At 68.2% G+C, this 20,683-nt stretch carries 17 protein-coding genes and 1 tRNA gene; 12 read left to right on the top strand and 6 right to left on the bottom strand.

What is annotated here, in order from left to right:
* Positions 1–88 precede the first annotated feature (88 nt).
* Positions 89–3,643 (bottom strand): ThuA domain-containing protein, encoded by a 3,555-nt coding sequence (locus tag AB0M70_RS02835; RefSeq protein ID WP_365815609.1) that lies wholly within the window; start codon positions 3,641–3,643, stop codon positions 89–91.
* Positions 3,644–4,095: 452 nt separating this feature from the next.
* Between AB0M70_RS02835 and AB0M70_RS02830 the strand changes: the two genes are divergently transcribed.
* The 3 genes from AB0M70_RS02830 (at position 4,096) to AB0M70_RS02820 (ending at position 7,282) form a co-directional block, all read left to right on the top strand.
* Complete coding sequence (locus AB0M70_RS02830) at positions 4,096–5,148, top strand: alpha/beta hydrolase (RefSeq protein ID WP_365815607.1); 1,053 nt, start codon at positions 4,096–4,098, stop codon at positions 5,146–5,148.
* A 66-nt stretch (positions 5,149–5,214) separates the two neighbouring features.
* Positions 5,215–5,613, top strand: coding sequence for an MmcQ/YjbR family DNA-binding protein (locus AB0M70_RS02825; RefSeq protein WP_365815605.1), 399 nt, complete (start codon positions 5,215–5,217; stop codon positions 5,611–5,613).
* Positions 5,614–5,941: 328 nt separating this feature from the next.
* Positions 5,942–7,282 (top strand): MFS transporter, encoded by a 1,341-nt coding sequence (locus AB0M70_RS02820; protein ID WP_365816269.1) that lies wholly within the window; start codon positions 5,942–5,944, stop codon positions 7,280–7,282.
* Here the strand turns inward: AB0M70_RS02820 and AB0M70_RS02815 are convergent.
* Entirely contained in the window at positions 7,236–8,162 is a 927-nt protein-coding gene (locus tag AB0M70_RS02815) for a transketolase C-terminal domain-containing protein (protein WP_365815603.1), read from the bottom strand. The genes AB0M70_RS02820 and AB0M70_RS02815 overlap by 47 nt on opposite strands.
* Positions 8,163–8,255: 93 nt before the next feature.
* Complete coding sequence (locus AB0M70_RS02810) at positions 8,256–8,975, bottom strand: transketolase (protein ID WP_365815601.1); 720 nt, start codon at positions 8,973–8,975, stop codon at positions 8,256–8,258.
* A 128-nt stretch (positions 8,976–9,103) separates the two neighbouring features.
* On the opposite strand from AB0M70_RS02810, the gene AB0M70_RS02805 reads away from it, so the two are divergent.
* Positions 9,104–9,177 (top strand) — tRNA-Pro (locus AB0M70_RS02805).
* Between the two features lie 751 nt (positions 9,178–9,928).
* On the opposite strand, the gene AB0M70_RS02800 is transcribed toward AB0M70_RS02805, so the two are convergent.
* On the bottom strand, positions 9,929–10,567 hold the full coding sequence (locus tag AB0M70_RS02800) for a hypothetical protein (protein ID WP_365815599.1): 639 nt from the start codon (positions 10,565–10,567) through the stop codon (positions 9,929–9,931).
* Between the two features lie 52 nt (positions 10,568–10,619).
* On the opposite strand from AB0M70_RS02800, the gene AB0M70_RS02795 reads away from it, so the two are divergent.
* The gene (locus AB0M70_RS02795) at positions 10,620–10,952 is read left to right on the top strand and encodes an N-6 DNA methylase (protein ID WP_365815597.1); all 333 of its coding nucleotides are present in this window, start codon (positions 10,620–10,622) and stop codon (positions 10,950–10,952) included.
* A gap of 62 nt (positions 10,953–11,014) precedes the next feature.
* Positions 11,015–13,024, top strand: a complete 2,010-nt coding sequence (locus AB0M70_RS02790) for a type ISP restriction/modification enzyme (protein WP_365816267.1) — start codon at positions 11,015–11,017, stop codon at positions 13,022–13,024.
* 241 nt (positions 13,025–13,265) lie between these two features.
* Here the strand turns inward: AB0M70_RS02790 and AB0M70_RS02785 are convergent, their stop codons facing one another.
* Positions 13,266–14,615: a hypothetical protein gene (locus AB0M70_RS02785; RefSeq protein ID WP_365815595.1), complete on the bottom strand. Its 1,350-nt coding sequence runs from the start codon at positions 14,613–14,615 to the stop codon at positions 13,266–13,268.
* A gap of 152 nt (positions 14,616–14,767) precedes the next feature.
* Here AB0M70_RS02785 and AB0M70_RS02780 point away from each other — a divergent pair, with 152 nt between their 5' ends.
* From AB0M70_RS02780 to AB0M70_RS02765, 4 genes are all read left to right on the top strand, one after another.
* Positions 14,768–15,130, top strand: a complete 363-nt coding sequence (locus AB0M70_RS02780; protein WP_365815593.1) for a hypothetical protein — start codon at positions 14,768–14,770, stop codon at positions 15,128–15,130.
* A 243-nt stretch (positions 15,131–15,373) separates the two neighbouring features.
* A complete protein-coding gene (locus AB0M70_RS02775) occupies positions 15,374–15,568 on the top strand; it encodes a hypothetical protein (protein WP_365815591.1) in 195 nt (64 codons plus the stop codon).
* A gap of 90 nt (positions 15,569–15,658) precedes the next feature.
* Complete coding sequence (locus AB0M70_RS02770) at positions 15,659–17,242, top strand: asparagine synthase (RefSeq protein ID WP_365815589.1); 1,584 nt, start codon at positions 15,659–15,661, stop codon at positions 17,240–17,242.
* A gap of 23 nt (positions 17,243–17,265) precedes the next feature.
* A complete protein-coding gene (locus AB0M70_RS02765) occupies positions 17,266–17,811 on the top strand; it encodes a GNAT family N-acetyltransferase (RefSeq protein ID WP_365815587.1) in 546 nt (181 codons plus the stop codon).
* Positions 17,812–17,899: 88 nt separating this feature from the next.
* Here AB0M70_RS02765 and AB0M70_RS02760 read toward each other — a convergent pair whose 3' ends face one another.
* Positions 17,900–18,787, bottom strand: a complete 888-nt coding sequence (locus AB0M70_RS02760) for a glycosyl hydrolase (RefSeq protein WP_365815585.1) — start codon at positions 18,785–18,787, stop codon at positions 17,900–17,902.
* Between the two features lie 346 nt (positions 18,788–19,133).
* Between AB0M70_RS02760 and AB0M70_RS02755 the strand changes: the two genes are divergently transcribed.
* Together AB0M70_RS02755 and AB0M70_RS02750 are read left to right on the top strand one after the other, a co-directional pair.
* Positions 19,134–20,231 carry a hypothetical protein gene (locus AB0M70_RS02755; RefSeq protein WP_365815583.1) on the top strand — a complete coding sequence of 366 codons (1,098 nt, stop codon included), beginning with the start codon at positions 19,134–19,136 and terminating at the stop codon, positions 20,229–20,231.
* A gap of 81 nt (positions 20,232–20,312) precedes the next feature.
* Positions 20,313–20,672 (top strand): hypothetical protein, encoded by a 360-nt coding sequence (locus AB0M70_RS02750; RefSeq protein ID WP_365815581.1) that lies wholly within the window; start codon positions 20,313–20,315, stop codon positions 20,670–20,672.
* Positions 20,673–20,683 lie beyond the last annotated feature (11 nt).

Here is a 20,683-nt window from a genome sequence, read left to right as displayed (position 1 = left end):
AAAGGCGCGCCTGGTCCCGTTGGGGCTGCCCCCACCATGGCTTGTCCCGTTCGGACCGGTTCTCTTCATGGATGTCATGGCCGTCCCCTCACTTCGCCGTGATCCGGACCGCGCCGGTCGTCGTGTCGCCCTTGTCGTCCGTGACGGTCAGATGCGCCGTGTACGGGCCCTTGCGCGCGTACGTGTGCTCGGCGGTGGCGCCCTCCGTCCCGGTCGGCTTGACGTTGTCGCCGAAGTCCCAGTGGTACGAGGCCGCCGTGCGGCCCGCGGGGAGCTTCACCGTGCTCGTGAGCTTGACGGCGAGAGGCGCGGTGCCGTCGGCCGGAGACGCCTTGACCGTCACCTTCGCCCCGGCCTTCTTCTCGACGCCGGGGCCGTTGAAGTGCAGCCAGTCGAGCGTCAGGAGGTCGGCCTTCTCGGACGTCCACTCGGGGTTGGTGAAGACGGCGTACAGCTTCGTCGTGCCGTCGTGGTCGGCCAGTTGGGTGGTCGGCGAGATGAAGTTGCCCCAGCCACCGGTGTTCGGCACGCTCACCTTGCCGAGCAGCTTGCCCGTCGGGGAACCGGCGCGGAACTCGATGTCACCGCCGAGCCCGGCCGAAGCCGCGCCCACCGTCACGGAGTCGACGCCCTTGAGGTGCACCGGGTCGAAGGAGACCCAGTCGCCGTCCTCGATCTCGATGAGCCGCTTGCCGCCGGACGCGTCCGCGCGGTCACCGATGTCCACCCCGCCGTGCGCGCCCCCGGTGGCGGTACGGTGCTCGCCCTCCCGGAAGGAGGTCCGCAGCGTCAGCGAGGAGGACCCCGTCAGGGCCGGCGCGCCGGACGCGCCCTTGTCCTCGTACTGGGCCGTGATCCCGTAGTACAGGTTCTGCCCGGGGCCATGACTGTCACCGGCGTCCGTCGCGATCTCGCCCGCGCAACCGGTGTAGTTGTCCAGCGGATGCAGATGGGTGTCGTGCCCGAGCTGGGACTGGACGACGACCCGCTTGCAGTCGATCTTCCCGTCCTCCTTGTCCGTCACCTTGATCTTGAACGGAATGGTGTCGCCGAAGCTGAACGTCCCGCCGTTGGGCGGCTGTTGGATGCTGACCACGGGCCGGGTGTTCCCGACGGTGATCTCCTGCACGGCCAGGCTGCTCAGCTCGTCCGGCCCGGTGACCTTCAGGCGCGCGCTGAACTGCCCCTTCTGGGTGTACGTGTGTGTCGGGTTGGCCTCGGTCGAGTCGGTCGTGCCGTTCCCGTCGAAGTCCCACGCGTAGGTGACGGGCTTGCCACCGGGCAGCCCCGAACCCTCGCTGGAGAACTTGACCTCGAGAGGCGTGCTGCCGTTGTCCGGCGTGGCCTTGACGCGGGCGTCGGGCAGCCGTCCGTCCGCCACGTAGTCGATGCGGTAGATGCCCGCGCCCTCGTTGCCGCCGCCGCGGCCCGTGCCGCTGCCGAGCCCGAAGTCGATGACGTACATGGCACCGTCAGGACCGAAGTCCGCATCGAAAGGCTGGTTCCATTTCATGTCGCCGAAAATGGAGTTGATCGACTGGAGATCGCCCGCCTTAGCGGGCTCGAAGCGCGGGTCGGTGAACGTCTGGTCCTTCTCCTGCATCGAGAAGACCTTGAACCACTGCCGCGTCAGCTCGTAGTTGAACCACTTCCCCTCGAAGTACTCGGGGAACTTCGTCTTGTACGTGTTGGCGGCGTCGTAGTCGTAGACGGGACCGCTCATCGGGCCGCCGCCGCCCGTGCCGAGTTCGGGGAACTTCTCCGAGGCGGAGTAGGCGTACCAGACATCCGCGGCCTGGGCCGGAGGCAGGTCGCGCAGGCCGGTGTTGTTCGGCGAATCGTTCACGATCTTCGCGCAGTCGAATTTCGCGCCCGACTTCTTCGTCGCGAAGTCGTAGTCGTTGAACGGGATGTTGTTGCCGACGCAGTACGGCCAGCCGTAGTTGCCCGCCTTGGTGATCCGGTTGAACTCGACGGTCCCTTCCGGGCCGCGGTCGGCCACGGCGTTCTTCGCGTCGGGCCCGTAGTCCGCCATCAGGAGGGCGCCGCTCAGCGGGTCCGTGGTGATGCGGAAGGGGTTGCGCATGCCCATCGCGTAGATCTCGGGGCGGGTCTTGTCCGTTCCCGGCGCGAAGAGATTGCCCTCGGGCACGGAATACGTCCCGTCGTCCTTCGGCGTGACGCGCAGAACCTTGCCCCGCAAGTCGTTCGTATTGCCGGAGGTGCCCTGCGCGTCCCAGGCGCGGCGGCCCTCGCGCTCGTCGATCGGGCTGAATCCGTCCGACGCGAACGGATCGGTGTTGTCACCCGTCGCGATATACAGGTCGCCCTTCTTGTCGAAGGCGATCGACCCCGCCATGTGCGAGTTCGCCCGGCCCTCGCCACGGAAGGTGGGAATGGTCAGGATCCGCTTCTCCGAGGCCAGATCGACCTTTCCGCCCGCTTCGGTGAAGCGCGAGAGATTGATGCGTTTCTCGTTCTTGTCCGAGTTGAGGAGATAGACCCAGTGGTTGTCCTCGAACTTCGGATCGAGCGCGAGGCCGAGCAGCCCGTCCGACTGACTCGTCATCTCGGGGGTGTAGTCGAAGTCGAGCGCCGTGGAGACCTTCAGCGTCTCCTGATCGATGATCTTCAGCTTCCCGGTGCGCTGGACGAAGAACACCCGGCGGTCGGGCGCGACGGCGAGCTCGAAGGGGTCGGCCAGATCGTTCGTGGCGAGCGGCGTGCGCTGGAAGGCGCCGGTCTTGGTGGCGGTGCAGTCGCCGGGCTTGGTGCCCGCGGCCCACTCGATGCCACCGAGAAGGTGCTTGAGGAAGCTCTCTTCCTGGTAGGCCGCCTTGTCGTGCCCGCCCGCGGTGTACCAGGAGCGACCGCCGTCATAGTTCTGGCACCAGGACCACGGCTGGTCGACACCCTCGTCGAGCCCGGTGACTCCGTCGCGCACCTTGACCTGCGCGAGAGTGTGCACCTTGCCCGTCGGATTGGCGCGCCAGTTGTACCACTCCTCCGTGCGCTCCCAGAGCTCGGGAAGGCCCTTCGTGGAGGGGTGCGCGTGATCGAGGACCTTGACGCGCCCGGTCTGCACCTCGGGGTGCTTGTCGAAGATCGCCCCGACCAGACCCTCGTACCAGGACCAGTCCCGCTCGCTGGCCGACGCCGCGTGGAGCCCGACCCAGCCGCCGCCGCCACGGACGTACTTCTGGAAGGCCGCACGCTGGTCGGCGTCGAGCAGGTCGCCCTTCTCCGGGGTGGAGTTGGTGTTGTTGAAGACGATGGCCTGGAAGCGCGCGAGATTGGCGTCGGTGAAGGCCGCCGCGTCGTCGGTGGCCTCGACCTCGAAGCCGTTCTCGCTGCCGAGCTTCTTGATGGCCTCGATGCCCGCGGGGATCGAGTCGTGGGGGAAGTTCGTGACCTTGGAGAAGACGAGGACGCGGAAGGGGTCGGCTTCGGCTTCGGCCGGGGCTGTGGGTGCGGGGTGCGGCTGGGCTTTCGCTTCGGCGGCCGCGCGGGGTGGTGCGGTGAGCCCGAGGCCGATGACGAGGGCCAGCAGGGCGATGAGCGCGAGCCAGGGGCTCGGCGTGGTGGGGCCCGGTCTCGACGTGGCGGGGCCGCGTCTGGGCGCGGTGGGACTCGTGGAACTCATGGCGCTCCCTGGGCTGGGCGGGTGGACGGCTGCCGGTAGCCGGGTTTGCGGTGAGTGCGAGTTGCGTGGGGGTGAGTTGTGCGGGGGTGGGTGCGGGTGGGGGTGCGTGGGTTAGAAAGCGCTTTCTCGTGCGCGTTGCTCAGCGTAGGTTCCGCTCTGACGGGGGGTCAATGGGTCGTAAGGGCTTGGCGTGAGAAGGGGGTCACGCAGAGGTACTTGGGTGAGGGCGCTGATGCGAGGACGGAATGCGGGCGGTCTGAGGGCGTACACCGCACGGCGAGGGCGCACACCGCACGAGGGCGTACGAGGACGGTATGAGGTGGCGTGTGCGGGGGAGGGTTTCAGGGGCAGGTGTGCGGTAGCGGCGTTCAGCAGCAGGGACGCAGCTCTGCCGAAGCCGGCCCGGAAACCATCCAGAACGTCCCAGAAGTCGTACAGGGGAGCCTTACGCAATGCCTGACCACGCCTCGACGCCCGCCCCCGCCGCGTACACCGCCGGACTCGTGAACGCGGCGGACGGCGTCCCCGTCGCCACGTACACCTGGCTGCCCGCCGACGGCAGGCCGCGTGCCTTCGTGCAGATCGCGCACGGCGCGGGCGAACACGCCCTGCGCTACGACCGTTTCGCCCGCCATCTGATGGAGCACGGCTACGGGGTGATCGCCTCGGACCACCGGGGGCATGGCGCGACGGCGCAGGCGACCGGGGGGTACGGGGTGACGGGCTCGTCCTCTGACGCGCCTTCCGACGGGTCTTCCGACGAGGGGGCCGATGGGGCGCCCGATGCCCGGCGGTCCGACGCGTCCGGCGAGGCCGACTCGTCGTTCGACAGTTGGCGCGCCATCGTCGACGACCTCAAGGCGATCGGCGACCAGGTACGCACCCTGCATCCCGGGACCCCGCTCTTCCTGCTCGGCCACAGCATGGGCTCGCACCTGGCCAGGGACTACGCGCAGGAGTACCCGGACGGCCTCGCGGGCGTGATCCTCTCCGGCACGTTCCGCTCCCTGCCCGGTGTCGGGATCGAGGAGTCGATCGCCCGCCTGGAGCGCGAGATCGCCGAGGGCGGCCGTGAGGTGCTCTCCTCCTACCTCCCCGAACTCTTCGCCGCCTTCAACGACGCGTACCCGCACCGCACCGGCTTCGAGTGGCTCTCGCGCGACGAGGCCGAGGTCGACGCGTACGTCGCCGACGAGCGCTGCGGCTTCCCCTTCTCCGCCGGGCTCTGCCTGGACTGGGTGCGTGCCGTGCGCAAGATGAATGACCCGCGAAACCTCGCCCGGGTCCCTGTCGACCTGCCCGTCCACATCGCCGTCGGTACCGAGGACCCCTGCAACCAGGGCATGACGCTGGTTCACGAACTCGTGGAGGACTACCGCTACGTGGGCCTCGACGACCTCACCTGGAAGGGGTACGAGGGGGCGCGCCACGAGATCCTCAACGAGACCAACAGGGAGGAAGTGCAGGAGGACCTGCTGAGCTGGATGGACAAGCGGGTGCTGTGAGGGGCGGGGCGCGCTGTCGGTGGTCCCGGGGGGTCACTGTCAGTGGTGTTGGCTACCGTTCGGGACATGTCTCGAGCTCATGCCAAAGCCAAAGCCAAAGCCAAAGCCCAGGTCACGGGTGACGACGTCCGGCGTATCGCACTGGCCCTGCCGGATACGACGGAGAAGATCGCCTGGAGCATGCCCACCTTCCGGGTGGCAGGGAAGATGTTCGCCACGCTCCCCGAGGACGAGACGTCCATCGCCGTGCGGTGCCCGAAGGAGGAGCGGGACGAGTTGGTCCTCGCCGAGCCCGACAAGTTCTGGATCGCCGACCACGAGGCGATGTTCGCCTGGGTGCGCGCACGGCTCTCGGCGCTCGACAAGGACGAACTGAGCGACATTCTCGCCGACTCCTGGCGCCAGGCGGCCCCCACCCGACTCCTGGAGGCGTACCCGGAGTTGGGGCTTCCGCCGGCGGACTAAAAGGGATCGGCCGCTGTCAGTACCCCGTGGCATGATCCCGGCAGAGGTGGAGGGTGGGGTTCGTGGGACGACGGACCGGACGCCGCTGCCGGGGGAGGGGACTGCGGTGCCGTCAGGGGACGGGATGGGCGAGGGCGGGTCTGCTGAGGGCAGGTCTGCGGAGGGCGGGGCTGCTGGGGGCGGGTCCGGCGAGGGTGAGCGCGCCACGCGCGTGCGCAAGGCCAAGCGCAAGGCCAAGCGCACGCCCACCGGCAGGCAGGTGACCGAACAAGCCGCACCCCCAGGACAAACCACACCCCCAGGACAAACCGCACGCCCAGGCACGAGCATCTGGTCCCGGGACTTCGGGTTCTTCTTCGGCGCGCGTACGGTCGCCAAGCTCGGCGACACGATGCTGCCGGTGGCCCTCGCCGCGGGGCTGCTCCAGCACGGGCATGGAGCGGGTGCCGTAGGTCTTGCCATGGCCGCCACGACGGTCTGCTTCGCCGGTCTGGTGATCTTCGGCGGGGTCTTCGCCGACCGGTTCAGCACCCGCCTGCTGATGATCGGGGCGGACGTGGCCCGGCTCGGCACGCAGTCGGTCGCGGCGGTCCTCTTCTTCAGCGGCCACGTCGTGCTCTGGCAGATCTGCGTGATCGGAGCGGTCAACGGCGCGGCGGGCGCGATCTTCCAGCCCGGCGTCGCCAGCACGGTCCCGCGCCTGGCCGCCGACGTCCAGAAGGCCAACGGCGCGATACGCGTGGCCGAGTCCGCCGCGGCGTTGGCGGGCCCGGCCGTGGCCGGCGTGCTCGTGGCCTTCGCCTCGCCGGGCGCGGTCTTCGCCGCGCACGCGGGGACGTACGGCCTGAGCGCCTTGTGCCTGGTCCTGCTCCGGCTGCCGCCCGCGCTGCCCGGCTCGCTGCCGCACAGCAACGGCTTCCGGGCCGACCTGGTGCAGGGCTGGCGGGAGTTCAGGTCCCGCACCTGGCTGTGGGGCGTCATCGCCATCTTCTGCGTCCTGATGATCACGACCACCGGCCCACTGACGCCTCTCGTCGCCACGCTCGTGGTGCAGGAGCACGGCTCGGGGGCGTACGGCCTGGTGAACTCCGCCCTGGGCGCCGGCACCGTACTCGGCGGCCTGGTCGCCCTGCGTCTGCGCCCCCGCCGCATGCTCCGCGCCGGTTCCTTCGCCCTGATCGGCTACTGCGCGTTCCCGGCGACCGTCGGCGCCCAGCTGGGCGTCCCACTGATGGCGGTGGGCGCCGCGGTCGCGGGGGCGGGACTCTCCTTCTGGGGAGTCATGTGGGCGACGAGCGTCCAGACGCAGGTGCCGCCCGACGTCCTCAACCGCATCCACGCCTACGACGTCGCGGGATCGATCGCTTTGCTGCCCGTCGGCCAGGCCCTCGCGGGCCCGGCCGCGAGCGCGTTCGGCGCGGAACAGGTGCTGATCACGGGGGCCGTGACGACGGTCGTGGTCTGCCTGGCCATGCTCTCCGTGCCCGCGATACGAGGGTTGGTGCGGGTGGACGGCCGGGCACCGGTCCGGAGCGGGGGAGGAGCGAGGAGAGCCCGCCCCGGGGGCCACGAGCCCGAAACGGGCGCTACAAGGAAGACAGTGGGCGGCGCGCGCCCGGGAGCTAAACGAGAATCCGCGAAGACGCTGCAGCCCCCGCCCAGCGGCTGATCCGCTCCCGCAGCGAGCGGATGTCGAGCCCGTGCGCGGCCATGTGCTCGTCGACCTGCCCGTAGCGACGCAGCTCGGCACGGCCGACACCGAGCCCGAGCACCCGGTGCGGAACGTCGGCGAGGGCGTCGTTGACGGCAGCGGTGGAGGTCCCGGCCAGATAAGGCTCGACCACGACGACATCGGCGACGGTGGCGGCCCCCGTCGCGCGCCGCAGAGCCTCCGCGTCGAAGGGCCGCACGGTGGTCGCGTACAGAACGGTGAGGTCGAGCCCTTCAGCGGCGGCAAGAACGTTGTCGAGCATGGGCCCGACAGCGACAACCACCCCACCACGCCCTTCACGCACGGTGTGGAAGCGGGTGCCGTCGACCGGCAGAGCCCGAGCGTTCGACTGCACGGAGAGCCGTACGTAGACCTTGTCGTCACCGGCGGCGACCGCGTGCCGCAGCAGGGTCTCGGCCTCGTCCGGGTGCCCAGGCACATGCACGGTCCAACCGTCGAGCGTGTCGAGCAACGCCACATCGCCGGGCGACATGTGCGTGTAGCCACCGGCGGGCCAGTCGAAGGAGGCAGCGGCGCTGACCAGGACGCCCCCAACACCTTGATGCCCGAAGTCCAGCTTCACCTGCTCGAACGGCCGCTCCACAAGAAAGCTGGCGAAGGTGTGCATGACGGGCCGCATCCCGGCCAAGGCGAGCCCGGCCCCGGCCCCGACGAGCAACTGCTCCCGGATCCCGACATCGATCACCCGCTCCGGGTGCTTCCGCTGAGCCTCCGCGAACCCGTCCGCACCGATGACGGCGAGAACGACGGCGACACGCGGATCCTCGTCGAGCAGGCGAGAGAGGGTGGGGGCAAAGCGATCACGCATGGTGTCCATGACAAAACCTCCGAGGAGTAGCGCAAAAGGGGAAGGAAACGACGGGCGCGAGGCCGAACAAGCGCCCGTGGGGAGGGGAGGTGCGAGGCGCCCCTACGGCCCCTTCGGCTCGACGCGGGCGACGACGACGCGGGGCTGGCCGGGGTGCGGCGCGGTGAAGGCCGCGTAGAGCGCGTCGTGATCGCGCCCGTCGACGGTCGCGGTGGACCACCCGGCGGCTTCGAAGCGGGCGGCGATGCCGCCGGGCCTGGCGTGCCGGGCGGAGGCGTTGTCGATCACGACGGTGTGCAGCCGTTCGAGCCCGGCGGGCCCGGCGAAGGCGATGGCTTCGTGATTGCTGCCCTCGTCCAGCTCCGCGTCCCCGACGAGCACCCACACCCGGGCATCCGCGAGCCCCCGCGCCCTGAGCCCCAGCGTGGTCCCGACCGCGATCGGCAGCCCATGCCCGAGCGACCCGCTCCCGATCTCGACCCCCGGCACGAGCACCCGGTCCGGATGGTGCCCGAGCGGCGAGTCGTAGGCCCCGAACCCTTCCAGCCAGTCGACGGGGATGAAGCCCTTGGCGGCGAGGACGGCGTAGTAGGCCATGGGCCCGTGCCCCTTGGACAACAGAAACCGGTCCCTCCCGGCCTCCTCCATCTGCTCGGGTGTGACCCTGAGCACCCGGTCGTAGAGGACCCAGAGCGCATCAAGGGTGGAGGTCGCGGCGGGCCCGTGCTTCTCGTCCCCGGTCATCCGCCCCATGAGGCGGGACAGGTCTGTGTATCCGTATCCATCCGCACGCCGGAGCGCACGTTCCGTTGTCGTCGTCATGCCACAGAGAGTGCAACCTCAAGTCCGCTTGAGGTCAACAGCTCGAAAGGCGTGAGCGATCACGGCCCCGAGTGCGGTATTGTTTCGGTGCACGTTCGGCCAGGGGAAACCCCAGGTCACACGGGCACCGGGACGTGGCGCAGCTTGGTAGCGCACTTGACTGGGGGTCAAGGGGTCGCAGGTTCAAATCCTGTCGTCCCGACTAGTTCGAACATTCGAACGTCGCAGCTGAAGGGCCGTTTTCGAACGGCCCTTTTTCTGTTGCTCCCACGTTCCCGGGTGGGAGCGTGGAGCGGGAGCACGCTCCCAGTGCGACCCCTTGCCTGTTTGCTCCCACTCGGGCGGCTGCGCACATATTCGTTTTCTTGCGCGCACGTTCACATCAGTGTCCGTTTTGTTACCTGCGGCTCCCCGTCGATCGGGTGGCCTCCGGGGTAAGTGCTTGCGCTCTTGCTGCTGGTCACCCGCGCTCCCAGTGGGGGCGGGGTCGGGAGCGGCGGCCCCATATCCGCAGGCCGGGATATGGGGCCATGCGAATCCTTGCCCCCCTGTCCGGTTGCGTTTGTGTGGTCTGCCGGTCTCTGCTTGTGGCGCAGCCGCTGGAGGCCTTCGCGCCGACGGATGCGGAGTGTCGACTGAAGTCGGGCGCGGAGGAGTGCTCATGGAGAACGCACTCTTCACAATTTGCGCTTCCGTATTTACATTCGGTGAGAGTGGCATGTCCGGGATTAGTCACGGACGTAGTCGAGGGTGGGGCACGGCCGGGGGCCCTTCGAGTGCCGTCGGCCGCGTTTGTCCTCAAGGGGGCGACATGGCGGACCGAGCACTTCAACGCGGCACGTATGAAGAAGCGGTGCAAGTGGCCGTCTCTGCCTTCGGGGCCGAAGTCACGCCCAAGCTCAGAGGCGGGGGGTGGCAGGAGGATCAGCTCCGTGGCCCACTGGAGACTTTGTTCAGGCGGGTTGGGCGACGGCTGGGGGTTCACCGTCACACTGGTCGGTGAAGTCCCACTCGTGGACCTGCGAGCCAGGCCCGACTACGCGGTTTCGGTCAACGGAGCGCTCGTCGGGTACATCGAGTTGAAGAGGCCGGGACGCGGGGCAGATCCCTCGGCCTTCACCGGGGACAGCGCCGCCCAGTGGGAGAAGCTGCGGCTGCTTCCCAACGTCCTGTATTGCGACGGGGATGAGTTCGCGTTGTACCGCGGCGGCCAACTCTTTGGCAAGCGTGCCGGAATGAAAGGCTCCGTCCTCAAGTCCGGCGCTCGACTGGCGCCGGAGGGAGCGGCTCTGTCCAGGGTGCTTCGTGACTTTCTCCTCTGGCAGCCCAAGCCGCCGCGTACCACCGCGCAGTTGGTTCGCTCTGTCGCTGGCCTGTGCCGTCTGCTCTGCGATGAGGTAGCCGAGTCGATGGTTCAGGAGAAGGCCGGCAGGCGCCGCCAGGTCTTCACTGAGATCGCCGAGGAATGGCGGCGCCTGCTCTTCCCAGAGACAACCGATGGTGAGTTCGTCGAGCAGTTCGGTCAGACGGTCGTGTTCGCCCTCTTGCTGGCGAGGGTCGAAGGGATTGCGTTCGAAGGGGAGTCGGTGCATGCGATTGCCACGAAGTTGGGCAAGCGGCACTCGTTGATGGGCAAGGCTCTCGATGTCCTCACCGAGGAGTCGGCGACCAGTGACCTGTCGACGACGCTGGACACGCTGCTGCGGGTGGTGGGCGCAGTCGAGTGGGACCGAGCTGCGCGTCCGCACGGGCTCCTACTACACACCGCACGGCGTGGTCGAGGCCATGGTGCGCCTGACCGAGGCGATACTGCAGCGGTCTTTCGGCATCGAAAGCGGGTTTGCGTCGCCGGAAGTAGTCGTGGTCGACCCCGCGATGGGGACGGGCACGTTCTTGTTGTCGATCCTCAGGCGGGCGGCCGCCACCATCACCGAGGAGGAAGGGCCTGGAGCGCTTGGTCTCGACTGCGGCAACTAGTGGGCCAGCGACTCGTCGGCTTCGAGAGGCAGATCGGCCCCTACGCCGTGGCGGATCTGCGCATGCATGCGCTGTTGAAGGACTACGGCTCCGCGGCTCCGAGGCAGGGGCTGCGCCTCCTGGTCGCCGACACCCTCGACAACCCGAAGGCGGAGTTCAACTGGATCCCCCACACTTATCGCCCGCTCGCAGAGTCGCGTCGTCAGGCCAACAAGGTCAAGCGGGACGAACGCGTGATGGTGGTCATCGGCAATCCGCCCCACGACGCCGTGACACGCGGTGCCGGCAAATGGATTGAGGCAGGCGATCCGAATATTGGTGAGAAACCACCGTTGGATGCCTTCCGGCTGGCAGGCAACGGAAGATACGAATCGAAGCTGACCAACCTCCATGTCTTCTTCTGGCGCTGGGGGACCTGGAAGGTCTTCGACGCGCATGATGACGCGCCGTTCGGTGTGGTCGCCTACATCACCCCCAAGGCCTGGCTGAAGAGCCGCGCATTCGCGGGCATGCGCCGCTACCTGAGGAAATCGGCCGACGAAGGTTGGATCATCGATCTATCTCCCGAAGGCCAACGCTCTGCCGTGGCGAACCGTCTCTTTCCATCTGTTGCACAGGAGTTGTGCATCGCGGTGTTCGTGCGTCTGCGTGAAGGGCACCGGGAGGACGGCGCTCGCGTGCACCACCTGAAGGTGCACGGGCGTCGAGACGGCAAGGCGGAGCGCCTACTCAACCTGACCCTCGACGATCCCGAGTGGCGCGACTGCGCAAGGGGAGACACAGACCCCTTCCTTCCGGAAGGAGACGACTTATGGATGAGCGCACCGCCGCTGGCAGACCTCATGCCGTGGTCCTCGCGCGGAGTGACGCCGGGCCGGGTGTGGGTCTATGCGCCGGATGAGGCGACCCTCCGCAATCGGTGGCGGATCTTCCTCAGCGCTGACCCTGCCGAGCGTAAGAGACTTCTCGGGGAGGCCAGGGATCGTACGATCGACAGCCGAGTGGCACCGCTCGCTGGACTAGCGGGTTACGACACCACTCCATTACGACAGGAACAGCGGCCTCAGCCCTCTCCTGTCCGGATCGGGTATCGCTCCTTCGACCGGCAATGGGTTCTGCCGGATCACCGGCTCATGGTGGTCGCGCGGCCCGACCTCTGGCGGGTGCGGGGTGAACATCAGGTGTTCACCGTGGAGCAGAACGCGCATCCCGTCGTGGACGGGCCAGCACTTGTTTTCAGCGCGCTGCTTCCTGACATGGATTACTTCAACGGACGCAGTGGCTGTGTCCGCCCGCTCTATCGAGACGGATGGGCAGAGTGCCCCAACTTTGCTCCCGCACTGCTTGGTGCGGTTTCCCGACGGCTTGCCGTCCCGGTCACCCCCGAAGACTTTCTGGCCTACATAGCCGCCGTGGTCTCCCACCCGGCCTACACGGAGAGTTTTCGAGAGAACCTCGAAGACCCAGGCGTTCGGGTGCCGCTGACGGGAGACGCCCGGCTGTGGGAGCATGCCGTTCGCCTCGGCCGCCGTGTGCTGTGGCTGCACACATACGGGGATCGCTTTTCCGATCAGGCAGAGGGTCGTACGCGTGAGGGGCTGAGGCTTTTGTCTGGCCGCCCTCGCTGTGTTGTTGAGATACCCGACACGGAAGCGGGCATGCCTCAGGCTCTCCGGTATGAGCCAGGCAAGCAGCGCCTGTGGATTGGTTCGGGGTGCATCGAGCCCGTACCGCCATCAACCAGGGAGTATCAGGTCTCCGGGATGAACGTCCTGGACAAGTGGTTCGGCTATCGCCGCAAAGAGCCAGCGGGAAAGCGGCGACTGGACCTCGATTTTGAGGTGGCTCGTCAGTGGTCTCCCGACTGGACCACCGAGTTGCTCACCTTGCTGAATATCCTCGGTCTGCTGGTGCAGGAAGAGCCGGCGCAGCGGGAACTACTGGAGGCGGTTTGCACCGCCTCTCTCATATCCGCGTCAGAGCTGACGCAGGAAGGCGTTCTCCCAGTGCCACGGCATGCACGAAAGCCCGTCAAGCCTGTCGACGGGCCAGGCACCGAGCGAGGCTTGTGACGCCGGGAGAGCTAGCAAACGGCTGTGTGCCCTCCCGTCGACGACAGCAAGCGTGACTTTCGCCTGCCGCGGTCATTGCTGTCACGCGGATCCTTCACGAGGCCACGGTCCGTACCCTGGCCAGTACAAGAACTTGCCGCTCGGTCCTCCACCGCAGCTGAATCTCGGACACCTCAGAGTTTGCGGCGGAAGAACGCCCGGCTCCTGCTCGACGGCAAGGCTCTATCAGTAGCCTTGCATGTCATGCTTTGAGGGCGGCGACTTCTCGCGCCCGTCCCGCCAGTTCTTTCACAGGTCGTGCGCTGGCACGAGCGCGCATCTCCCGTCGCATCGTCCCGAAATGCTCGTCGCCGCGTGCGGAGGAGACGAGCTCGTACTCGTCCAGGAACCGGCCCCAGGAGGCGCATGCCGCGTCCAGGTGCCCGTGGGCGAGCTGGCGTTGAGCCAGCAGGGCGTAGGAGTGCACGCGGCCCTGCCGTTCCTGTGCGGGCTGCACCTTGATGGAGTCCTGTAGCGCCTTGATGCTGCCGGGCAAGTCCCGCTCCTCGTAGAGCACGTGCGAGAGGTGGAAGAGCCAAGCGGTTCGGTCGTACCCGCCCACGGCGTCCCGCCGGTTGTCGGCCTTCGACAGCGCCGCCTCGGCCTCGCTCAGCCGTGCGTGGGCCTGCCTGCGGTCCTTGACCGTGGATGCGGCGTGGGCCTGCTGGCCGCGCAGGAATGCCACCAGGCGCGGGCCGGCTTGTGGGGCTGCCTCGGCGGCGCTGTCGGCGAACTCCAGCCCTTTGCGGCCGTGGCGAAGGCTCGTCATCTGCAGCGACATGCCCCGCAGTGTGCGGCAGTAGGTCACGTGGTCGCCGGCTTCGTCGGCGAGGGAGAGGGCTTTGAGGTACCAGCGCTGGGCGGCGGCGTGGTCCTTTTCGTACATCGCCATCCAGCCGGTGAGGTACGTCAGGTCCGAGGCTGCGGCCTTCATGTCGGCCGCGACAGGGCCCGACGCCTGTGCCTTCATCCACGGCCCGACGGTGTTCACGAGGAATGCAGCTGCCATCGGCCGTGCGTGGCCTGCACCGTCCTCGTCCAGGATGTCGGCGATCCGGACGGTCGTGCGCCGCACCGAGGCGACCTGCGAGCCGCCGATGCGCGTGGTCGCCTTGCCCGGTGAGACCGGCTCGCCGGCATGCGCTGCCGCCGTACCGAAGGCGGGCACCGCCAGCGCCGCGGTGAATACGCCGGCAGCGAGGACGCCGCGTCGAGAGGGATCCATGTCCGCCCTTCCCAGGTCGATCAACACCTCAACAGTGTCGGGGTGGTGAGAGCCTCCGGCGGGCGTGGCGGGGGTCAGGCCTGCTTCTTCGTGCGTGATGGGCCTGCCGAGTTTTTCCGACAGGGCGGCTACCACTATTGCCCTGACCTGTTGCTTTGGCTGGTGGCCGCGCAGCCACATCGAAACCGACTGACCGCTGTAGGTCAGCGGCATACCGGCGAGGGCGCCGATGCGGTTCACCGCGCGGGCGAGCTCCTCGCGCTGACATTGCCCCTGGTCAAGAAGGTTGGCCAGCTTGATGTTCGGCGTACGCGTGGTGCCTGCCATGAGTGATTCTCCCGCCAGCTCCGACAGCTTTTACGGCGTTTACGAGCGCGCTCTTCCTTCACGGTACCCGCGCAGCGTGACCGGTAGTTGGCTGTACGTCAGGAACCAGACGGAACCATCTCGTCCACCCCAGGGAGCCCACGGTGACCCTCATGACCACCCCCCACCACAACACCAACGACCCCGTGGACCTGGCTCTCGTCGACAACGCCGTCCACCGTGCCGAAGGACTCGCCGTCGCCGACCCCAGCAGCCGTCTCGCCGACGCCGTGGCCGTTGAGCTGGCCATCTACCTGGCCGCGCTGATCACGCCCGCCGAGTACCACCTGAACCGCATGCCGGGACGCAGCCCGGCCGAGCAACGCGCTCGCGATGTCCTCGCCGACAGCATCCGCCACGCCAGATCCGTACAACACGACCAGCAGACCGGCGCCTTCACCAACCCCACCGCCCGGCTCTACCTCCTCGCCGGAGCATGCCGCCTGCTCAAGAACGCGATGGTGCCGTCGTGGTGAACCGCCGGGACGGTCGCCGCGCTCGGCGTCCGATGCGCTCCAGAGCGACCGAGACGGTCATCACCACGGCGCTGGTATCGCTGGTCGTGATCACCTTCAGCCTGCTCCTTATCCACACACTGGCCGGCACCTGACAGTTCTCAACTCCCGTGCCGGACCTCACCAGCCGCCCTTGCTTCCCAGCGAGGCGGCCCGGCACGGGTCCCGCGGGCAGATCCGCCCGCCCCGGAGCACAACCGACGAATGGAACCCGCTGTGAAGCAACGCCTGGACCAATCCACCAGCCGGCAAGCCACGACGCTCGGCGGCATCGAGCTGGGCCCGCTGTTCACCGACCATGCCCAGTACGAGGTCCCCGACCTGGCAACCCGCTTCGCCTACAAGAAGGAAGCAGGCTCCTCGGACACCAACCACGAATACGACAGCCTCAAGGTCTGACCCACCCCGCCCCAGCACCCGTGTGCGTGGGGCCCGGCCAGGCCCAGACCCCGCCCGGCCGGGCCCCACGCCCCACCTCGTGGAGGACCCGTGCTCAAACTGCGCATCCAACCCACCCCGGCCCGCCGCGAGGCCGGCGGGTGGGCGTGGAACAACACCCGCCTTCAGTGCGGCGCGTCCTGGGTTGCCCCGCTGGACCATCCGTCCCTGGACGCGGTCGCCCTCACCGACCGCGACACCGGACAGGTCCTTGTCCACCTCCGCGAGCGCGACGCACGTCGTGCGGGCGATGCCCGATGTGCCGTCGTGGAACTGTCCACCACCACCTTCCGCGAGCTCCGCGCGGAGCTCTTGGCCTGGCCCCTGAACTTCGTCGCCATCGATCTTGCCCCCGACGGCACGGTCAGCCTCAGGGCCGGTGAACACGGCACCGCTCCGCTGTACCTGACAGCCGTCGACGGTGTGCTGCACGGCTCGTGGACCACCGCCGACCTCGTCAAACGCATGCCCCGCGTGGACTTCCATGTCGCCGAGACGGCACGACTGCTCAGCCTGTGGTTCCGCTACAGCCACCACACCTGTTTCACCAGCCTGTACCGGCTGACCGAGCGCGCAGCCGCCCACTACAACGGTCACGGACCGATCCGCTTCGAGCAGCCTGCCCCGGCGCTGCACTCCAGGGCCCGTGCTCTGGCCGACGACGCCGACGTACTGACCGCGTACGGCACCATGCTCGACGCGGTGCTCGACCGGCATCTGTACGACCCGGACACCACCAGCGCGCATGTCTCGGGCGGCTTCGACTCGGCCGTCACCGGCACCCATCTGTCACTGCGCCACCCCGGAAGGGTCACCGCCTCGGCGATGCTCCTCCCCGGCCCGATGGGAGCACAACAGCGCACGCGGCGAGCCGAGATGCTCCGTACCGGGCGCTTTCGCACCGACATCACCACCCCGGCCCTGCCTCCTCTGCACCCGGACGGACGACGCGCCCTGAGCGGATACGTATACCCCTACGAAGAGCCCTACCACGAGGCCACCGCCGCCCTTGTCTACCAACTGGCCGGGGCCGGCATCCGTACCGTGGTGACCGGGATCGGCGGAGACGAGATGGTCGCCCTCACTCCCCGGGAAGCACCACACCCGCCCGTCGGCCCGGGCCACGCGATGACCGAATGGCTGGGGCCTGCCGCCCGCGAGGCCCTCACGGACGTGGACGGGGACACCTGCCCGCCCGCCGTCGTCAACGAAATGACCCTGCTCGCGATGGCATCGGCCGCGCCGCTGCTGCTCGAGGCCGGCATCTGGCCCCTGCACCCCTTCGCCGATCCGCACATGATCCGCTTCGGCGAGTGGCTGCCCCGCTCCTGGCGCTCCCGCAAGAACCTGCACCGCCGCCGTCTGGCGGCCCTGGGCCTGTCCGAACTGGTCGTGGAACCGCCCTTGCCGGAAAACTTCACCGACGTCATGAACACCGCGGTCCGCACCACCCTTCCCGCACAGGTGCGACGCCTACTCGATCAAGGGTCTCCGCTCATCGACGCCAAGCTCGTAGACGCCGACGTCCTCACCCGAGTCCTGACGCGCATCGAATCCGGCGACATCCGCGCCACAGACGACCGTCTCGCCGACGTCGTCGCCGCCGACCTCGCCCATCGCGCCGCCCACAACTGAGAGCCTCAAAGACCATGTACGTGATGCGCCCCGCCACCGCCGACGACCGCTCCGCTTACACCGAGCTAATCCGCGCCCGCGCCGCCTGGATGGTGAGCACAGGCAAGGTCGGCGGCGCAGACCTCCTCGAAGAGGACCGGGCCGAACAGATCGCCGCACAGGCCGGGAACGGCCACACCCCCGTATGGGCTTTGCTCTCACCCGAGGCAGAACTCATCGGCTGCACCAGCCTCTACGACCAGACCCCCGAATGGGGATGGACCGATACCGAGCGCGCCGAGCCCGCGCTCTTCTTGGCCACCACCTTCACCCACCCCGACCACCGGGTAACCAAGCCCGGCACGCTCATGGCCTGGTGGGCCCTGGCTCACGCGGCCCGCACCGGAAAGCTCTGGGTACGGCGCGGCTGTGGACACCAACGACTCGTGCGCTACTACCGCGAGCACCAAGGCTTCGACCTCGTCCACACCACTGAGCGAGGCGGCCACCCCGCCTACCTCCTGGCTCGCAAAGCCGAGGAGCTCAACCGCCTGCCCGTCACCACCGAACCCACCGGCACCGTCACCTGACTCCTCGGGAGGCGCACGCACGCCCAGCACCTCCACCGAGTACGACGCAGCGTGAAGCCGCAATGCCCGCACCCGATCCGACGGATCTCTAGCCGCCGAAGCGGAGCCTGTACCGCGCCTTGCCCTTGGGGTAGTCGTCCAGTGTTCCGCCGCCCCAGTCGAAGTCGAAGTACGCCTGGTACGCCGAGTCCTTGACCAGGTCGGCCATCCGGTCGATGAAGTAGGGGGAGTCGCCGCCGCCCATGTAGGCGTCGCCCCTTCCGTAAAGGCCCCATTCCGGATAGGACTTGGGCTTGGTGTGCGTGGCGGCGAATTTTTTGAACTCCTTCACGCCCATGGGGGTGGTGAGAGTGTGGTCCCAGCGCTGGGCGGGGGTCGCGTCCGGGTGCTCCCACCACACGTCGTAGATGTTCAGGCCCACGATGTCGACGTACGAGTCGCCGGGGTACAGCGTCTCGAATGAGGTGACCTTGCCCGAGGTGCCGACGGCCATGTTGTAGTCGAAGCGGAAGTGCGTCCCGGTCTGGGCGCGCAGGAGAGTGACCACCCGACGGAACATCTCCCGATAGGCCGCGGGATCGTCAGTGCCCTGCCAGGCGCCGATGGTCTTGTTGTTGCCCTCGTACCCGAGGCGGACGACGGAATCGGCGAGGCCGTTCCTGACCAGCAGGTCGGCGAGGTCGCGGAACTGGCTGTCGTATTTCCCGGCGAGCCCGTCCCGGAAATTTCCGCCCTTGGGCAGCATCGGCAGCCCGAGCACGAACTGCCGGCCGTCCCCGGCCTTCTTCCAGTCACCCCAGTACTTGGCCGCGTACTGATTCCAGCCGTCGTTCTCCGACGGGTCCAGATAGTCCGTGGCATCCATCTGTGACCGCCCGAGCCACGTCCGCGAATCGTTCACGGCATCCGTTTTGCCCGGCCCGGCATAGACGCCCAGACGAGAGGGGACGTCGGCACCCTCGGAAGGCATGGCCATGGTCGCGAGGATAACCCCGGCCATGGCGCAGATCGTCGCCAGCTTTCGCTTCACTTCTCGTCCTTCTCGACCCTGGCCCCCCGGTTCAGTTCCGGGACATTGTGGGAAGGGCCGTGCGCGAAGGCAATGGGAGGACCTACTAAGCGCATTCGTAGGGCCGGCGGTTTACCCCATTCACCCTCCGCCCGCCGTCAGCCCGATTCACTGCTATCGAGCGTCGTTGGCGCCGAGCGCCGCATGGTGCATCTCACGCCGGAAGGGCACTGGATGAGTTGTGTGATGATACGCGGATGTTGGCCGGCCACTGGGGGGAGGCCGGGTGTATGCGAAGGGGTGGGGACGCCGCGTGGGCAAGGATGGGTCCATATCGGACGAGGAGTGGGCGCGCTTTCTGCGGGACGCGGAGGCGGGCGCGGGCGCTGAAAGCGCTCCCGAGGAGCCTTCGGCGCGGGCCCGCATGGTGGCGCGGCGGTTGCGGGACGAGCCCGGCAGGCCGGAGGGGTGGCGGACCCATCGACCGGCCCCGCGGCGACGGGGCAAGGGCTGGTACGTGGTCGGTCTCGTCGTGGTCGCGCTTGTCCTGGCGGTGGCGGTCGCTCCGGGGAGCCTGACGGACTGGTTCGGAGGCGGTGGTGACGGGGATGCCTCGCCTGCCGCCGCGGAGTCGGCTCGTCCGAGTCAGGCGCCGGCGACGGAGGCCGCGGCCCAACGGCCCACGGTGGACGAGCCGTTCAGGGGCTCGCCCGCGGCCCGTTGGCGGGACGGGGTGGCGGGGATTCATCTGCCGGAAGCACGGGCGACGGGCTGGATGAGCCGTGCGCAGGTCGCGGACGCCCTCGGGCGGTCCCGGGACTTCCTTGCGGCGTCCAGTCTCGACCGAGGGGTGCTGCGCGGGGAGCGGCCCGCCAAGGCGATCGAACTCATCAACCCGCATCAGGCCGACACCAAGGAATTCCTCTCCGTCGCGTTCAGCGCGCCCAGCAAGGAAAACGATCCGCTGCTGATGTTCAGCCGGTTCGAGAAGTCGAAGGTGCGTCTCGTCGGGGACGTGATCAAGACGCGAGGCCGCCTCACCTTCGAGGAAGGCAAGCGCGGCGCGGTCGAGGTGACCGCCGATGTCACCTATGTCTATCCGGTCGTGAGCGCCGAAGCGGGCAGCGAGGAAGTCGTCCGTACCATCGTGCGCCGCGAGACCGTGATGAGCTGGGACGACCCGGCGAAGGTGATCACCAAGAAGGGGACGTTCTCCTTCGTCTCCTACAAGGTCGACACCACCAACGGCGGCTGCGACACCTACACCGGCTACCTCACCCCCGAATTCGGCGCCGATCGCGCCGCCCCGAACGCGCACGACGGCCCCGAAGTCGACCCGTACGACCGCAGCGAGACGATGGAATCGCGTATGCGCGACAGATCGGAATGCGGCACTGCCTCACGGTCTTGAGGGGGGTGCGGCGCGGCCCGTGGGACTCCGGCGCACCACTGCGTGAGCCGCGTCGTTGGCCGGCGATTAGAATCTTCTCTCATGTCGAAGCCTGACGAACTGCTTGTTGACATCGCCGCCCTGGTGGAGTCCGGGCACAGCAATCAGATGTCTCTGACCGTGGTCGCCTGTGGTGCTGTCATCACCGGCCGGCTGGCTCCCGAATCCGTCTGGAGGCAGCGGGTGTCGGAGGTTCTGGCGGACTCGGACCGCCTGAGCGATTTCTCCGCCATGTTCACCGCCGCGTCGGACAAGGAGGGGCCCCCGCGCCATCTGCATTTCCACGTGGCGCGGATTCTGCAGGGCACGGTGGGAATCCCGGAGACCGGCGGCATGTACCGCGTGGCGATCGAGGACGTCAGCGCCTGGACCATCGGCGACTTCAGCTACTCCGACCACTGACGGACGCCCCT

Source organism: Streptomyces sp. NPDC051214 (assembly GCF_040682375.1).
Lineage (GTDB): Bacteria > Actinomycetota > Actinomycetes > Streptomycetales > Streptomycetaceae > Streptomyces.
The sequence above is the reverse complement of the archived record's forward strand: the minus strand, read 5'-3'. Positions and strand labels throughout refer to the sequence as shown.

Bases quoted from the DNA above. Each gene is read 5' to 3' on its own strand.
- AB0M70_RS02835 (WP_365815609.1), bottom strand. From the start codon at position 3,643: ATGAGTTCCACGAGTCCCACCGCGCCCAGACGCGGCCCCGCCACGTCG.
- AB0M70_RS02830 (WP_365815607.1), top strand. From the start codon at position 4,096: ATGCCTGACCACGCCTCGACGCCCGCCCCCGCCGCGTACACCGCCGGA.
- AB0M70_RS02825 (WP_365815605.1), top strand. From the start codon at position 5,215: ATGTCTCGAGCTCATGCCAAAGCCAAAGCCAAAGCCAAAGCCCAGGTC.
- AB0M70_RS02815 (WP_365815603.1), bottom strand. From the start codon at position 8,162: ATGGACACCATGCGTGATCGCTTTGCCCCCACCCTCTCTCGCCTGCTC.
- AB0M70_RS02810 (WP_365815601.1), bottom strand. From the start codon at position 8,975: ATGACGACGACAACGGAACGTGCGCTCCGGCGTGCGGATGGATACGGA.
- AB0M70_RS02800 (WP_365815599.1), bottom strand. From the start codon at position 10,567: ATGCACCGACTCCCCTTCGAACGCAATCCCTTCGACCCTCGCCAGCAA.
- AB0M70_RS02795 (WP_365815597.1), top strand. From the start codon at position 10,620: ATGTCCTCACCGAGGAGTCGGCGACCAGTGACCTGTCGACGACGCTGG.
- AB0M70_RS02790 (WP_365816267.1), top strand. From the start codon at position 11,015: ATGCATGCGCTGTTGAAGGACTACGGCTCCGCGGCTCCGAGGCAGGGG.
- AB0M70_RS02785 (WP_365815595.1), bottom strand. From the start codon at position 14,615: ATGGCAGGCACCACGCGTACGCCGAACATCAAGCTGGCCAACCTTCTT.
- AB0M70_RS02780 (WP_365815593.1), top strand. From the start codon at position 14,768: ATGACCACCCCCCACCACAACACCAACGACCCCGTGGACCTGGCTCTC.
- AB0M70_RS02775 (WP_365815591.1), top strand. From the start codon at position 15,374: ATGGAACCCGCTGTGAAGCAACGCCTGGACCAATCCACCAGCCGGCAA.
- AB0M70_RS02765 (WP_365815587.1), top strand. From the start codon at position 17,266: ATGCGCCCCGCCACCGCCGACGACCGCTCCGCTTACACCGAGCTAATC.
- AB0M70_RS02760 (WP_365815585.1), bottom strand. From the start codon at position 18,787: ATGGCCATGCCTTCCGAGGGTGCCGACGTCCCCTCTCGTCTGGGCGTC.
- AB0M70_RS02750 (WP_365815581.1), top strand. From the start codon at position 20,313: ATGTCGAAGCCTGACGAACTGCTTGTTGACATCGCCGCCCTGGTGGAG.